Consider the following 15,900-nt stretch of genomic DNA (forward strand, 5'->3'; position numbering starts at 1 on the left):
GATTAAATAATATTTTACTGGGAAAATATTATTTTAATTTTTAAGTATTTTCGCCGTCGGATGGTTTGCTTGTACAGATTGTTGTCGGGCGGCGGACGGCATAAATGAAAACAATGGATAGGTAGAATATGAATAAATTGGCAGCGGTTTTGGCAGGAACATGGTTGGGTTTGCAATTGGGCGTAGGTTATTTGGTTGCGCCGATATTGTTTCAAAATATGGGCAGAATGGAAGCCGGAGCTTTGGCCGGTGTGATGTTTAATGTGGTGGCCTATACAGGCATGGCGGTTTGGCTGTTGGTTTACTTTATCGGCCGCGCCGAATTGAGCAGACATGTGATGCGTTCGTATACCAATAAGTTTGTGCTGGCGCTGCTATCGTTTTTGGCGGTAAATCAGTTTTTGGTTACTCCCGTTATCGAGGCGCATAAAGCAGGGAAAACAAATTGGCTGCTATCCCTCATCGGAGGATCATTCGGCCAGTGGCACGGCATCTCGAGTATCATTTATATGATATGCAGCGTGCTGGCTTTGGGGCTGGTTTTCCGGTTGCTGAAATTGGATTGGTATTAGCATATTGTTTTTTTTTAGAAAGAGGCCGTCTGAAACATATTGTTTATGTTTCAGACGGCCTTTTTGGTTAGACCGGATAGTCGAAACTATAGTTTGACCGGTTAAATTTCTTTGCTGATGATGGTATCACTGAATTTTTCGTCAGGTAGCAACCAGTTGAGCAGAATGGCTAAAATGGCACACAAGCCCACGCCGGCGAAGCTCATGCTGCCAAATTTGATTACCATGCCGCCTACACCGGTGGTCAATACCGAGCTGACGATAACCAGATTTTTCGGTTGCATCAGATTTACTTTGGCATCAATCAAGGTTTTTAAACCAAGTGAGGCGATGGTTCCGAACAGTAAAATCATGATGCCGCCCATTACCGGCAATGGAATCGAAGCCAAAAAAGCATTGAATTTTCCGAAAAAAGCCATGCTGATGGCAAAAATTGCCGCCCAAGTCATGATTTTCGGATTGCTGTTTTTGGTAATCATCACCGCTCCGGTTACTTCGCCGTAAGTGGTTACCGGCGGGCCGCCGATCAAACCGGCGACGCATACGCCCAAGCCGTCGCCTGCCAAAGTTTTATCCAGTCCCGGGTCTTTTGCATAATCGTTGCCGGTTACTTTGCCGATGGCCATTACCCCACCGATGTGTTCGATGGCGGGTGCAATGGCAACGGGCAGCATAAACAGAGCCGCCTGCCAGTTGATTTGCGGCGTTTCAAAATGAGGAATGGCAAACCACGGAGCATTCATGATCGGCGCGGTATCCACCAATCCCATCACTAAAGCCACGGTATAACCGGCGGCAACACCGATCAAAATCGGAACCAGTTTGATCATTTTGCTGCCGAATACGGCAACGATAACGGTAACAGCAAAAGTAAAGCCGGAGAGCAGCAGCGATTGCGTATAGTCTATTACTTGTTCGCCGCCAGCTTGCCCCATTGCCATTTGGCTGGCTACGGCTGCAACCGACAAACCGATAACCATAATCACGGGGCCGATGACAACCGGCGGTAACAGGCGGTTTACCGTAGCCAATCCGCGCCACCTGATGAGCCCGGCAAAAATAAAATACATAAAGCCGGCGGCAAACAAGCCGAACATGGTGGAAGGCAGACCCCATTCGCCGATAGAATAAATAATCGGAGCAATAAAGGCGAAAGAAGAACCTAAAAATATCGGCACCTTGCGTTTGGTAACCAGTTGGAACAGCAAAGTGCCGATACCCGCGCCCAGCAAGGCCAGAGCAGGATTAAGGCCGGTAAGTAGCGGCACGAGAACCATCGCGCCGAAAGCGACAAACAGAATTTGCGCACCGGAGATAGCTAGTTTGAGTTGTTGCATGTTAGATTCCGTTATGTTTTTTAAACAAACGGGGCGGATTATAGCCTTGCGCCAATGTTTTGTGTGTAACTGAATGTGTCGGATTTAAGATATTTCCGTCGATAATTTTATGAAAAATAATTACAGAAGATATTTAAAAAGCTATAATTCCGCCGCTTTACGGGAAAACAAAATGCCGTTCATCCGATTAAATCGAATGGTGGCAGAAAACAAATTAATCTAGTCGAATCACAATTAAATTTCTTAGAGATAACAATAAATGAATTTGAACCGAAAAATAATTGCCGTTGACGGCCCGAGCGCTTCCGGCAAAGGAACGGTGGCTTCACGAGTAGCCGCCGCATTAGGTTTTGAATATTTGGATTCGGGTGCGCTATATCGTTTAACCGCACTCTACGCCCAATTAAAAAACATCGAATGGGACGATGAAGAAGGTATTGCAAAACTGGTGCAGCAGTTGCCGGCGGTATTTGACGGGCAGAAAATACTGCTTGACGGTAAAGACGTATCGGAAGCGATCCGCACCGAAGCCATTGGTATGGGCGCATCTTCAGTCGCCCGCCTGCCCAAAGTTAGGGAGGCGCTTTTGCAACGCCAGCGCGATTTTTTAACCGAAAAAGGTTTGGTTGCAGATGGGCGCGACATGGGCTCGGTGGTGTTTCCCGATGCCGTCTTAAAAATATTTCTAACCGCATCCGCCCAAATCCGAGCTCAGCGCCGTGCCAAGCAAATCGGCGTGCAATGCGAAGGAGTGGAGTTCGAACGGATTTTATCCGATATCGAAGCACGTGACGAAGCCGACAGCCGCCGTGCCGTTGCACCGCTAAAACAGTTGCCCGACGCGCTGTTGTTAGATACTTCGGAAATGAATATCGAAGAATCTGTAAAAAAAGTGCTTGATTGGTATGCAAAAATCTAAACCTTGCTGTATAATCCGCATAATTTTTTCAGACGGCCTCAAAAAACCAAAGGCCGTCTGAAAACCGTTTGTAGTAAACGCTTGTTGTGCCAGGGGCAGCAAGTTTCCTCTAACCAACCTCACACTCCTTGGCGGTGTACCGAAAAGAGTTATATATGACTATGGAAAATTTTGCCCAACTGTTGGAAGAAAGCTTTACCCTTCAAGAGATGAATCCCGGTGAAGTGATTACCGCTGAAGTAGTGGCGATCGACAACAACTTCGTTACCGTAAATGCCGGTTTGAAATCAGAGTCTCTGATTGATGTAGCTGAATTCAAAAACGCTCAGGGCGAGATTGAAGTAAAAGTCGGTGACTTCGTTACCGTAACCATCGAATCTGTTGAAAACGGTTTCGGTGAAACCAAACTGTCACGCGAAAAAGCCAAGCGTGCGGCCGACTGGATCGCTTTGGAAGAAGCTATGGAAAACGGCGATATTCTGTCCGGCGTAATCAACGGCAAAGTAAAAGGTGGCCTGACTGTAATGATCAACAGCATCCGCGCATTCTTGCCGGGTTCTTTGGTTGACGTACGTCCCGTAAAAGACACCTCGCACTTTGAAGGCAAAGAAATTGAATTCAAAGTAATTAAGCTGGACAAAAAACGTAACAACGTTGTGGTATCGCGCCGCGCAGTTCTGGAAGTTACTTTGGGCGAAGAGCGCAAAGCATTGCTGGAAAACCTGCAAGAAGGTTCAGTGGTTAAAGGTATCGTTAAAAACATCACCGACTACGGTGCATTCGTTGACTTGGGCGGCATCGACGGCTTGCTGCACATTACCGACTTGGCATGGCGCCGTGTGAAACACCCGAGCGAAGTTTTGGAAGTTGGTCAAGAAGTTGAAGCCAAAGTGTTGAAATTCGACCAAGACAAACAACGCGTATCTCTGGGTATGAAACAATTGGGCGAAGATCCTTGGAGCGGCCTGACCCGTCGTTATCCGCAAGGCACCCGTTTGTTCGGTAAAGTGTCTAACCTGACCGACTACGGTGCATTCGTGGAAATCGAACAAGGCATCGAAGGTTTGGTACACGTTTCCGAAATGGATTGGACCAACAAAAACGTACATCCGAGCAAAGTTGTTCAGCTGGGTGACGAAGTAGAAGTAATGATCTTGGAAATCGACGAAGACCGCCGCCGCATCAGCTTGGGCATGAAACAATGCCAAGCCAATCCGTGGGAAGAGTTTGCCGCCAACCACAACAAAGGCGACAAATTGTCTGGCGCGGTTAAATCTATCACCGACTTCGGCGTATTCGTTGGCTTGCCCGGCGGCATCGACGGTTTGGTTCACCTGTCTGACCTGTCTTGGACTGAAGCGGGCGAAGAAGCCGTACGCAAATACAAAAAAGGCGAAGAAGTGGAAGCCGTTGTATTGGCCATCGATGTTGAAAAAGAGCGCATCTCTTTGGGCATCAAACAATTGGAAGGCGATCCCTTCGGTAACTTCATCAGCGTAAACGACAAAGGTTCTTTGGTAAAAGGTACTGCCAAATCAGTAGATGCCAAAGGTGCCGTAATTGCTTTGTCTGACGACGTTGAAGCTTATTTGCCTGCTTCCGAGTGGTCTAGCGAACGTGTTGAAGATTTGCGTAACGTTTTGAAAGAAGGCGAAGAAGTAGAAGCCGTTATTTCTACCGTAGATCGCAAAAACCGCAGCATCAAATTGTCTGTTAAAGCAAAAGATGCCAAAGAAAATCGCGATGCGTTGAATTCAGTTAATGCTGCATCAACTGCAAGTGCCGGTACGACCAGCTTGGGTGATCTGCTGAAAGCCAAATTGTCTGGTGAACAGGAATAAGGTGCAGCATGACCAAATCTGAATTAATGGTTCGCTTGGCAGAAGTATTTGCTGAAAGGAATGGCAGTCAGTTGATTGCCAAAGATGTCGAATACAGCGTAAAAGTTTTGGTAGATACCATGACTCGTTCGCTGGCTAAGGGGCAGCGTATTGAGATCCGCGGCTTCGGTAGTTTTGATTTGAACCATCGTCCGGCTCGTGTTGGCCGTAATCCTAAAACCGGTGAGCGTGTGGAGGTGCCTGAGAAATATGTGCCTCACTTTAAGCCGGGCAAAGAATTACGCGAGCGCGTAGATCAGGCTATGCTAACCGAGTAGTAATTTAAAGGTAAAACGCCGCAGAAATGCGGCGTTTTTATCATTTTTTATATTTGTTTCGTATGATATGGCAGGTATGAATTAGAAGGAAAAATGATTTATGTGATTATTGGGCCTTAAATACTTGGAGGCCGTCTGAAATCATTTATAATGGCAAAATTGTTGATTTGCCATATTGGTTATGATGAATAATAACGAAAATCGTTTTATTGCTCCCGACTTTGTCAACCATAGTCCGCTCACTTGGTATCAGGCTGCATCGGAACAACCTGCTTTTATCCGTGATGGCGCTCAAGCAAAAGCCATTGAATATCTGGATAAGCTTTGGACAGAATTGATGATGTTCAAGCGTAAACGTAACCGTTTTCTAGGTCGCAGTTTGCGTTCCCCGCAATTGCCGAAAGGGTTGTATTTTTATGGTGGAGTAGGTAGGGGAAAAAGTTTTTTAATGGATGTCTTTTATGGTTGCTTGCCATATCGCCGCAAGCGCCGTGTGCATTTCCATGCTTTTATGGCGGAAGTTCATCAACGGATGAAGGCTTTTAAAAGTGAACCTGACCCGTTAAAAGCGATAGCTGCCGAGATTGCTAAGGAAACTCGGGTTTTGTGTTTTGACGAATTTCATGTCAGCGATATTGCCGATGCCATGATGCTGGGTAGGTTGTTGGAAAATTTGTTTGAAGGCGGCGTGGTTTTAGTGGCGACATCTAACTATGCACCTTCGGAACTTTATCCTCAAGGGCAAAACCGTAGCAGTTTTTTGCCGACGATTGCTTTAATTGAAGAAAAACTCACGATTTTAAATGTTGATGGAGGAGAAGATTACCGTTTACGTGCTTTAAAACCGGCAGAAGTATTTTATGTACCTGATAGTGAAGAGAACGAACGAAAGTTGACAGAGTTATTTTCGCAAATGACCCACGGTAAGGAAAAAAAACCTGAATCTATAATCATACATGGGCGCGAATTGACATGTAATGCTCATGATGAACGTGCAATTTGGTTTGATTTCCGTGTTTTATGTTTCGGGCCGCGCTCCCAAGCAGATTATCTATATTTAGCCGAGCATTATGAAATGGTTTTTGTGTCGGGTATTGAAAAACTAAGTGAGGCAGAGAGGGCAGAGGCTCGCCGTCTTACGTGGTTAATCGATGTTTTGTATGATTTTAGGGTGAAGTTTTGTGCCACAAGTAAAGTGAAAGCGGAAGAAATTTATGTAGAAGGTGATTTTGCTAATGAATTTGTACGTACCGTTAGCAGAATGATTGAGATGCAATCAAAAGAGTATCTCACCCAGCCTCATCTCACTTTGAGTAATAACAACGAAAAAGCAATCAACTTTCAACCATAAAATAGGGAAATTTGATAAAATGTTTGCCCAATTTTTATTGAAGCAATCATTTTAAGGAATATACATGGCAATTGAACGCACCATTTCTATTATTAAGCCGGATGCCGTAGCAAAAGATGTAATCGGCCAAATTTACAGTCGTTTTGAAAGTAACGGGTTGCGTATCATTGCGGCCAAAATGAAGCATTTAAGCACCAAAGAAGCACAAGATTTTTATGCTGTGCACAAGGAACGTCCTTTTTTCGCAGCATTGGTCGAATTTATGACCAGTGGCCCTGTGATGATTCAAGTACTGGAGGGCGAAAATGCCGTTGCAAAAAACCGAGAATTGATGGGAGCAACCAATCCGAAAGAAGCAGCAGCCGGCACTATTCGTGCAGATTTTGCAGCATCCATTGATGCTAATGCCGTGCATGGTTCTGATAGTTTGGAAAATGCAGCAATTGAAATTGCTTATTTCTTTAGTCAAAGTGAAATTTGCTCACGCTAAATAAAAAGCTTTATTTTTTAGGCTGTCTGAATATTTTCAGACGGCCTGAGAGCTTTTAATGGAAGTACATGAAAACCAATTTGTTAAATTTTGATTTAAACAGTTTGACACAATATTTTTCCGAAATAGGAGAAAAACCATTTCGTGCCAAACAAGTAATGCGTTGGATGCATCAGTCGGGTGTGGCAGACTTTGATGAAATGACAGATTTGGCTAAGTCGCTACGAAGCAAACTGAATGAAAATGCATGTGTTGTTGTACCTGAATTGATAACCTCCCAACAATCTTCAGACGGCACAAGGAAGTGGCTGTTGGATGTCGGCACCGGTAACGGCGTAGAAACCGTATTTATCCCAGAGGCTGAACGCGGTACTTTATGCATTTCTTCGCAAGTAGGCTGTGCGCTTGAATGTACATTTTGTTCAACCGGTAGGCAGGGTTTTAATCGTAATCTGACTGCCGCTGAAATTATCGGGCAATTGTGGTGGGCAAATAAAGCCATGGGCGTTACCCCTAAAAATGAACGCGTTATTTCCAATGTGGTTATGATGGGGATGGGGGAGCCCTTGGCAAATTTTGATAATGTCGTGACTGCATTGAGCATGATGTTGGACGATCATGGCTACGGCTTGTCGCGGCGTAGGGTAACGGTATCCACTTCAGGTATGGTGCCGCAAATGGATCGTTTAAAAGAGGTGATGCCGGTTGCTTTGGCAGTATCCCTGCACGCATCTAATGATATGGTTCGAGATGAAATCGTGCCGCTGAATAAAAAATATCCGTTAAAAGAATTAATGGCGGCATGTCGCAGGTATTTGGAAAAAGCTCCTCGTGATTTCGTGACCTTTGAATATGTTATGCTTGACGGCATTAATGATAAGGCACAACATGCGCACGAATTGATTGAACTTGTGCGTGATGTGCCTTGTAAATTCAATTTGATTCCATTTAATCCTTTTCCTAATTCAGGATACAATCGGTCAACCAACGAAAATATACGTATATTCCGCGATATTCTTCAGCAAGCCGGTTTTGTTGTTACTGTTCGGAAAACACGTGGTGATGATATTGATGCGGCTTGCGGCCAGTTGGCGGGACAGGTTAAGGATAAAACACGCCGACAGCAGAAGTGGCAGCAGATTGTGGCAGCAGAGAGGGGAAGTTAAGGTAATGAAAATGAAATTATGGCCATCTTTATTATTGATTGCTTTGTTGAGTGCATGTGCCGGTAGTGGTGCTCCTAAGAAACCAAGTGCACGTGAGCGTTCCGTACAAGTCTCCAATATTAAAACTCAATTGGCTGTTGAGTATATGCGCGGGCAAGATTATCGTCAGGCAGTCAGCAGTATTGAAGAAGCTTTGGAAAGTAATAGCAAAAATGAGATTGCTTGGCTGATACGTGCCCAGATTTATCAGTACTTGAAAGTTTCTGATAAAGCTCGGGAAAGTTTTCAAAAAGCACTTGCTTTAAATCCGAATAGTGCAGAGATTAATAATAATTACGGTTGGTTTATGTGTAGCCAATTAAACCGTCCTAATGAAGCTATTCCTTATTTTGATAAAGCTTTAGCTGATCCTACTTATCCAAACCCCCAAGTTGCTTATCTTAATAAAGGCATTTGCAGTGCTAAGATGGGGCAATATTCTTTATCAGAAGCCTATTTAGAACGGGCATTAGCAGCCGACCCGCAATTTACATCGGTATTCAAAGAAATGGCACGCACCAAGATGCTTGCAGGCAACTTAAGCGATGCAGATTATTACTTCCGTCAATATCAAAGTAAGGTCGATGTTTTGACTGCTGATGATTTGTTGTTAGGCTGGCGTTTATATAATGCTTTGGGTGATACACAGGCAGCTTATGAGTATGAAGCCCAGCTGCGGACTAATTACCCTTATTCTGAAGAATTGCAGACAATTACAACAGGACGTTTGTAATGAACGATAACCAAAACACCGAACAGCAATATATTAATAATGCTGCCGTTGAAATGGGCGCAAAGTTGCGTCATGCGCGTGAGCAAAAAGGGTTTTCTATCGGCGAGGTGGCCGAGCGTTTAAAATTGCCGGCGCGCCAAATTGAAGGGTTGGAGAGCGGGAATTACGAGGGGATGCCCGAAGCAGTTTTTATACGGGGATTCCTGCGTACCTACGGGCGTTTTTTGGGATTGGATGAGAATGAAGTAGCGTCTTATCTTGACCGCATTTTGCCGCAAAATCGGAGTAATCTTTATGCTGTTGAGCGCAACAACCAGTCATTAAATTATCAACAAACTGAAATTAAAAAATCCTTTCCCAAATGGGTAGCAGGTTTATTAGTACTGGCATTGGTTGGTTCAGGTGTATATGTTTGGCAGAACAAGTCAAATTTAGAGTATGCAAAACAAACCGATAGTAATATTCAATCTGAATTAAGCAATGCTTCTGCCCCTAACTTACAGGCGAGTAATATTTCCGTAGTTGCAATGGGGAGCGAAGCAGAATCGGCTATTACACCTGCTTCTCAAGAATCGGTTTCAGAAAGTCAAGCCGTTGCAGCATCTGCGATTACCAATAGCAAACAGCAAGCCTCTGAGCCTGAACTGGTGCAAGCTTCCGCTCCTGCATTAACCGTAGCGGCTTCAGATGTAGCACTTATTGCTGCTGATGAGTTGGTGGTTAAAGTGCGTTACCGTTCGAATTTAGTCATCAAAGACAAAGATGGTCAATTTGTTATCAATAAAATTGTACCGGCAGGCAGCGAACATCGTTTTAGAGGTGGAGCGCCATACAATGTATGGATTGGTTATGCGTCAGGTGCAACCGCAAATTATGGTGGCCAGGATATTTCCGTATCGAAACATATGGTCGGTAAGAAAACATCATCGTTTATTGCAGGCCAGTAATGAGCACTTCTTTATTAAAACGCCGTAACACACATCAAGTAGAGATTGACCATATAACCGTTGGTTCAGACGCGCCGGTAGTGGTGCAGTCAATGACCAACACCGATACAGCGGATGCTGAAGGAACTGCAAAACAGGTTAAAGAGTTGAGCGATGCCGGTTCGGAAATGGTGAGAATTACGGTTAACAGTCCGGAAGCCGCATCGAAAGTGGCTGAAATTCGCCGGCGCTTGGATGATATGGGTTGTAATACCCCGTTAATCGGTGATTTCCATTTTAACGGTGAGCGGCTACTGCAGGAATTTCCCGAATGCGCAAAGGCTTTGTCTAAATATCGTATTAATCCGGGTAATGTAGGAAAAGGCGCGAAAGGCGATGAAAAATTTGCTTACATGATTCGTACCGCGGCTGAATATGGTAAGGCTGTGCGCATCGGTGTGAATTGGGGTTCGCTTGACCAAAGTATCGCCAAACGGATGATGGATGCCAATCTGGCCTCTGCTTCGCCCAAACCTCCTGAAGAGGTAATGAAAGAAGCATTGATTGTATCGGCTTTAGAGTCTGCGCAAAAAGCGGTTGATCTAGGTCTGCCGGAAAACAAAATTATTCTGTCTTGTAAAGTTAGTGCCGTACAAGATTTGATTCAAGTGTATAGAGAGCTTGGTGCGCGCTGTAATTACCCGCTGCATTTGGGCTTGACCGAAGCGGGGATGGGCAGCAAAGGGATTGTTGCGTCAACAGCTGCTCTGGCGGTGCTGCTGCAAGAAGGGATAGGTGATACCATCCGTATCTCTCTTACTCCCGAGCCGGGAAGCCCGCGAACACAAGAAGTTGTTGTTGGACAAGAAATTCTGCAAACTATGGGATTGCGTTCATTTACACCTATGGTTACCGCTTGCCCCGGTTGTGGGCGTACTACCAGCACCGTGTTTCAAGAATTAGCACGCGATATCCAGCAATATTTGCGAGAACGGATGACCGAATGGCGTGTACAGTATCCCGGTGTAGAGTCTTTGAATGTTGCCGTAATGGGTTGTGTGGTGAATGGTCCGGGTGAAAGTAAATTGGCCGATATCGGTATCAGTCTGCCGGGGACGGGGGAAACACCCATTGCTCCCGTGTATGTCGATGGAGAGCGGAAAGTTACGCTTAAGGGCAATAACATGGCTGTTGAGTTTCTAGCTATCGTTCAGGAATATGTAGAAACCAATTACGGAGCAGGTGGTAAAAAGCGTAAGGATAGTCGAGTTATTCCTATCCGTTCTATTTAAAAACACCTAATTGGATTATTACGGTTTATTTCAGACGGCCTAAGGTTATTTATCTGCATTGAAAAGCACATACGAGGAGTAAACATGAAGCAGGATTTACGCGAATTACTCTTAAAACTTTATTTAATCAATAATCCTAAAGCTGAACACAAAGTTTTTATTTACACTTACCAAGGTGTAAGTGATATGGCGGTTAATCCGTTTCAATATGCTGAAGCGGATTTAATTGAAAATGTGAAGAAAAGTGTAATTTTGCAGAATCTTCCATCAGGAGAGATGGTGCAGGCTTTTGTTGTGCCGTCGAATACTTCGCATAAGAAGCAAATTTGGGAGATTGAAAATATTATGCTTTACGGCAATAAGAACGGTGTTCTTGTGCCGATTGAATTAGATAAAGAAAATATCGGGCAATCCGATAAGTACAGGCAATTTGTCAATTTAACCGATAGCATGCTGCGCCAGTTTATTTAATATTAGCTTAAGGCCGTCTGAAATCAATTTGATATAAAAATATAATTATGGGACAAAAAATCCAAGCCGTTAAAGGCATGAATGATTTATTGCCTGTCGTACAGAAAGACTTCAAACTTACCGCATCTTTCTGGCAGGCATTCGAAGATATTGTCGTACGTTGGACTCACCGTTTCGGTTATCAACAAATCCGCACGCCGATTGTGGAGCAAACCGGTTTGTTTGTCCGCTCTATCGGAGAAGAAACCGATGTGGTTGGTAAGGAAATGTACACTTTTTCAGATTCCAATGATTCGTTGAGCTTAACTCTTCGTCCTGAAGGCACGGCATCTTGTCTGCGTGCGGTTGTAGAACACAATTTGCTGTATAACGGCCCCCAGAAGTTGTGGTATATGGGCCCGATGTTTCGTCGGGAGCGTCCGCAAAAAGGACGTTACCGCCAATTCCACCAAGTAGGCATTGAAGCATTGGGTTTTGAAGGGCCTGATGTTGATGTCGAAATTGTGGCGATGTCGGCGGAATTGTGGAACGAACTGGGCATTCGTGATTACCTGACTTTGGAAATCAATAGTTTAGGTAGCCGAGAAGAACGGGCGGCACATCGTGCCGCATTGGTAGAGTATCTCAGTCGCCACGAAGAAAAATTAGATGAAGATAGCAAACGCCGCTTGCATACCAATCCGTTGCGCGTGCTGGACAGTAAAAACCCTGATTTGCAAGAGATTTGTAATGTCGCTCCCCGACTGATTGATTATCTGGGTGAAACATCTTTGGCACATTATGCGCAGTTCAAAATCATGTTGGATGGTTTGGGTATTGCTTATATTGAGAATCCTCGTTTGGTACGTGGTTTGGATTATTACAATCAGACGGTTTTTGAATGGACAACCGATAAGCTCGGAGCGCAAGCTACGGTATGCGGCGGAGGCCGTTACGACGGATTGATTGAAGAACTGGGCGGAAAACCTGCGCCATCTATCGGCTTTGCCATGGGTGTGGAGCGGTTGTTGTTGCTGGTTAGCGAATATGGTGCACTTGAGGTAAATTCTGCACCCGATATATATGCCATGCACCAAGGTGAAGGAGCGGCTTTGCAGGTATTGAAATATACGCAGATGTTGCGCCGAATCGGCTTCAATATATTGCAACATTCGGGTTATCAAAGCCTGAAGGCTCAAATGAAAAAGGCTGATGCCAGCGGCGCACGTTTTGCATTGATTGTCGCACAAGATGAATTGTCAAATGGCACGGTAACATTAAAAGATATGCAGGGACAGCTCGGCCAAGTTACTGTGGCGGCAGCTGATTTGGTTAACACTTTAGAACAATGGAAGAATACATAGATGGCAGCACATATTCAGGAACAGGAAGAGCTGGAGAATTTTAAATATTTCTGGAAAAGCTGGGGGCGTTGGCTGTTTGCCGCATTGGTTCTTGCCGCATTGATTTACCTCGGTTACATCTTGTATCAAAACCATGTATTAAAGAAAGATCAGGAAGCTGCTGCGGTATTAGTGCAGATGGTTGAAAAAGCGCAAAGTAAAGCTGATGCTAAAGCCATTAATGCCGATTTGCAGAATTTACAGCAAAATTATTCAGGCAGTATTGCCGCTTCCCAAGCAACCATGATGGTAGCGGCTACTGAGTTTGATAAAGGCAAATATGATATCGCTGCAGGCCATCTGAATTGGGTGTTGAAAAATCAGAAAAATCCGCTGGTGCAAACGTTGGCTTCGAAACGGTTGGCGGTAGTTTATTTGCAGCAAAAGAAATACGATGAAGCATTGGCAGTATTGGATAAAAAAGTGGAAGCAAGTTTTGAACCGTTATTGCAGGAAGCCAGAGGCGATGTATACCTTGCTCAAGGTAAAAATAAAGAAGCTTTGCACGCATACGAGCAAGCATTGGCAAAACTGCCTAAAGATGCTGCCGACCAAGAATTGTTGTTGCTCAAGGCGGAACAGTTGAAATAAGGCCGTCTGAAAAAACAGATAAACCAATTCTAGGGGCTACCGGCAAATCCGCCTTCGGCAGATTTTGTCGGTAGCCTCGGGTTTGTTCGAATTAAAATTTTTCAAAAGCAAGTAGTTAAATTGTTTTTGGTAAGAAAAACAGTTGAGAATAAAATGTCGATAATTTTAAAGTCCTGTGCGAGCCATAGTATTTTATATTGTTGATATTCCAAATAAAACGATATTGTTTGGCCGTCTGAAAACGGTCTGCATATCGGTAACATGAGAAGCGCTTATTCTTTTGCCGTTTTATAGGTGCGCATAGCTCAAGAAACAGAGATATATAATGAAACCCACCATTGCCCTTGTCGGCCGCCCGAATGTCGGCAAGTCGACGTTATTTAACCGCCTGACACGCACGAAAGATGCGTTAGTGGCCGATTTGCCGGGGCTGACGCGTGACCGCCATTACGGACACGGGCGCGTCGGCAGTAAACCTTATTTGGTTATTGACACCGGAGGTTTTGAGCCGGTTGTCGATAGCGGTATTTTGCACGAGATGGCAAAACACACATTGCAGGCGGTTGACGAAGCCGATGCGGTTGTGTTTCTTGTAGACGGGCGTACCGGCTTGACTCCGCAGGATAAAATCATTGCCGACCGTTTGCGCCAAAGCCCGCGTCCCGTGTATTTGGCTGTAAATAAAGGTGAAGGAGGCAACCATGCAGTGTTGGCATCAGAGTTTTATGAATTGGCTTTGGGTGAACCTCATGTGATTTCGGGAGCACACGGGGATGGCGTGTATTATCTGATTGAAGAAATTTTAGCCAATTTCCCCGAAGCGGAAGAAGAACCCGAGCAGCCCAAACATCCGGTATTCGCCGTGATAGGCCGCCCGAATGTCGGTAAGTCTACGTTGGTTAATGCCATTCTCGGAGAAGAGCGTGTTATCGCTTTCGATATGGCAGGAACGACACGCGACAGCATCCATATCGACTTCGAGCGCGACGGCAAGCCGTTTACCATAATTGATACGGCAGGTGTCCGTCGTCGTGGAAAAGTAGAAGAGGCGGTAGAGAAATTCTCAGTAATTAAAGCAATGCAGGCAATTGAGGCTGCGAACGTGGCGGTATTGGTTTTAGATGCCCGACAGGATATTGCCGATCAGGATGCTACGATTGCCGGTTTTGCTTTGGAAGCAGGACGTGCGTTGGTTGTTGCCGTCAACAAATGGGACGGAATCACCGAAGAGCGTCGCGAACAGGTAAAGCGTGATATTGCACGCAAGCTGTATTTTTTGGATTTTGCCAAATTCCATTATATCTCCGCATTGAAAGAACGCGGCATCGACGGATTGTTTGACAGCATCCAAGCCGCTTATGATGCTGCAATGATCAAAATGCCCACGCCCAAGATTACCCGTGTGTTGCAAAGTGCTATTGAGCGGCAACAACCCCCGCGTGCAGGTTTGGTAAGGCCCAAAATGCGTTACGCCCACCAAGGCGGCATGAATCCGCCCGTTATCGTGGTGCACGGTAATTCGCTGCATGCCATTTCCGATAGTTATACCCGCTATTTGACGCAAACTTTCCGTAAGGCCTTCAATTTGCAGGGAACGCCTTTGCGTATTCAATACAATGTTTCGGAAAATCCGTATGAACAGGCTGATGACAAACCGAAGAAAAAGCCGTTACGCCGTGTAGCGTTGAGCAACCGGATTGAGAAGCGGGAAGGGCGTAAAGAAGAAAAAAAACGCTTTAAAAAGAAAACAAAAGTCAGTGTGAAGAAATTGCAGAGTAAATAATCAAAGTGAAAAGAGGCCGTCTGAAAAACAGTTTTCAGACGGCCTCTTCTTTGAATGCGGTGCAAGATATGCCGGTAGAGCAAACGTAAACGTAGCATCTGCAAAATTTAAGCACACGATCGGCGGATAACTCCGGAATGCATCTCAAGCCGATGATCGATAAAAGTTTTTTAAATAAGATTACTCGGTATCAGGGAGCTTCATTGCCAGAACGGTTGCCTCCTGCTTGCTGCGGAAATCTGCCAATTTTTGTGCGAGCAAACCGTCTTCATTGGCTAACATAGATACTGCAAACAAAGCGGCATTGGCTGCTCCGGCCTCACCGATGGCGAAGGTGGCGACGGGCACACCTTTAGGCATTTGTACGATTGAGAGCAGAGAATCTTCGCCGCGAAGGTATTTGCTCGGTACGGGCACGCCCAGCACGGGAACGGTTGTTTTGGCGGCTACCATTCCGGGTAGGTGCGCGGCTCCGCCCGCGCCCGCGATGATGGCTTTGATACCGCGTTTGCGGGCGGTTTCGGCATATTCGAACATTAAATCGGGTGTGCGGTGGGCGGAAACGACCAGCGCTTCGTATTCTACGCCGAATTCTTTTAGAAACTCCGCGGCATGCTGCATAACAGGCCAATCGCTGTTACTGCCCATGATGATACCGACTTGAATCATGTAATTTTCCTTGTGGGGATG

Annotated in this window: 16 protein-coding genes; 14 read left to right on the top strand and 2 right to left on the bottom strand. The window is 45.2% G+C overall.

The window, feature by feature from the left end:
- Window positions 1–128: 128 nt before the first annotated feature.
- On the top strand, window positions 129–572 hold the full coding sequence (locus Q0X97_RS01225; RefSeq protein ID WP_302065443.1) for a DUF4149 domain-containing protein: 444 nt from the start codon (window positions 129–131) through the stop codon (window positions 570–572).
- A gap of 101 nt (window positions 573–673) precedes the next feature.
- On the opposite strand, the gene Q0X97_RS01230 is transcribed toward Q0X97_RS01225, so the two are convergent.
- The gene (locus tag Q0X97_RS01230; protein WP_302065444.1) at window positions 674–1,909 is read right to left on the bottom strand and encodes a uracil-xanthine permease family protein; all 1,236 of its coding nucleotides are present in this window, start codon (window positions 1,907–1,909) and stop codon (window positions 674–676) included.
- Window positions 1,910–2,168: 259 nt separating this feature from the next.
- Here Q0X97_RS01230 and cmk point away from each other — a divergent pair, with 259 nt between their 5' ends.
- From cmk to der, 13 genes are all read left to right on the top strand, one after another.
- Complete coding sequence (gene cmk / locus Q0X97_RS01235; protein ID WP_302065445.1) at window positions 2,169–2,828, top strand: (d)CMP kinase; 660 nt, start codon at window positions 2,169–2,171, stop codon at window positions 2,826–2,828.
- A gap of 155 nt (window positions 2,829–2,983) precedes the next feature.
- Complete coding sequence (gene rpsA / locus Q0X97_RS01240; RefSeq protein WP_107879040.1) at window positions 2,984–4,669, top strand: 30S ribosomal protein S1; 1,686 nt, start codon at window positions 2,984–2,986, stop codon at window positions 4,667–4,669.
- Window positions 4,670–4,677: 8 nt separating this feature from the next.
- Window positions 4,678–4,986, top strand: coding sequence for an integration host factor subunit beta (locus Q0X97_RS01245; protein WP_302065446.1), 309 nt, complete (start codon window positions 4,678–4,680; stop codon window positions 4,984–4,986).
- A 184-nt stretch (window positions 4,987–5,170) separates the two neighbouring features.
- Window positions 5,171–6,337: a cell division protein ZapE gene (gene zapE, locus Q0X97_RS01250; RefSeq protein ID WP_302065523.1), complete on the top strand. Its 1,167-nt coding sequence runs from the start codon at window positions 5,171–5,173 to the stop codon at window positions 6,335–6,337.
- A gap of 64 nt (window positions 6,338–6,401) precedes the next feature.
- Window positions 6,402–6,827 (top strand): nucleoside-diphosphate kinase, encoded by a 426-nt coding sequence (gene ndk, locus Q0X97_RS01255; protein ID WP_107928141.1) that lies wholly within the window; start codon window positions 6,402–6,404, stop codon window positions 6,825–6,827.
- 68 nt (window positions 6,828–6,895) lie between these two features.
- Window positions 6,896–7,993, top strand: a complete 1,098-nt coding sequence (gene rlmN / locus Q0X97_RS01260) for a 23S rRNA (adenine(2503)-C(2))-methyltransferase RlmN (protein ID WP_302065447.1) — start codon at window positions 6,896–6,898, stop codon at window positions 7,991–7,993.
- Between the two features lie 4 nt (window positions 7,994–7,997).
- Entirely contained in the window at window positions 7,998–8,765 is a 768-nt protein-coding gene (pilW, locus tag Q0X97_RS01265; protein WP_302065448.1) for a type IV pilus biogenesis/stability protein PilW, read from the top strand.
- On the top strand, window positions 8,765–9,712 hold the full coding sequence (locus Q0X97_RS01270) for a RodZ domain-containing protein (RefSeq protein WP_302065449.1): 948 nt from the start codon (window positions 8,765–8,767) through the stop codon (window positions 9,710–9,712). The genes pilW and Q0X97_RS01270 overlap by 1 nt, the downstream gene beginning before the upstream one ends.
- Window positions 9,712–10,983 carry a flavodoxin-dependent (E)-4-hydroxy-3-methylbut-2-enyl-diphosphate synthase gene (ispG, locus tag Q0X97_RS01275; RefSeq protein ID WP_302065450.1) on the top strand — a complete coding sequence of 424 codons (1,272 nt, stop codon included), beginning with the start codon at window positions 9,712–9,714 and terminating at the stop codon, window positions 10,981–10,983. The genes Q0X97_RS01270 and ispG overlap by 1 nt, the downstream gene beginning before the upstream one ends.
- Window positions 10,984–11,067: 84 nt before the next feature.
- Entirely contained in the window at window positions 11,068–11,454 is a 387-nt protein-coding gene (locus Q0X97_RS01280; RefSeq protein WP_302065451.1) for a hypothetical protein, read from the top strand.
- A 47-nt stretch (window positions 11,455–11,501) separates the two neighbouring features.
- A complete protein-coding gene (gene hisS, locus Q0X97_RS01285) occupies window positions 11,502–12,797 on the top strand; it encodes a histidine--tRNA ligase (protein ID WP_302065452.1) in 1,296 nt (431 codons plus the stop codon).
- Window positions 12,798–13,427, top strand: coding sequence for a tetratricopeptide repeat protein (locus tag Q0X97_RS01290; RefSeq protein ID WP_302065453.1), 630 nt, complete (start codon window positions 12,798–12,800; stop codon window positions 13,425–13,427).
- A gap of 325 nt (window positions 13,428–13,752) precedes the next feature.
- Window positions 13,753–15,210 (top strand): ribosome biogenesis GTPase Der, encoded by a 1,458-nt coding sequence (gene der / locus Q0X97_RS01295; protein WP_302065454.1) that lies wholly within the window; start codon window positions 13,753–13,755, stop codon window positions 15,208–15,210.
- 180 nt (window positions 15,211–15,390) lie between these two features.
- Here der and purE read toward each other — a convergent pair whose 3' ends face one another.
- Window positions 15,391–15,879, bottom strand: a complete 489-nt coding sequence (gene purE, locus Q0X97_RS01300) for a 5-(carboxyamino)imidazole ribonucleotide mutase (RefSeq protein ID WP_302065455.1) — start codon at window positions 15,877–15,879, stop codon at window positions 15,391–15,393.
- Between the last annotated feature and the right edge of the window lie 21 nt (window positions 15,880–15,900).

This window comes from Neisseria sp. MVDL19-042950, from assembly GCF_030504625.1.
Taxonomy (GTDB): domain Bacteria; phylum Pseudomonadota; class Gammaproteobacteria; order Burkholderiales; family Neisseriaceae; genus Neisseria.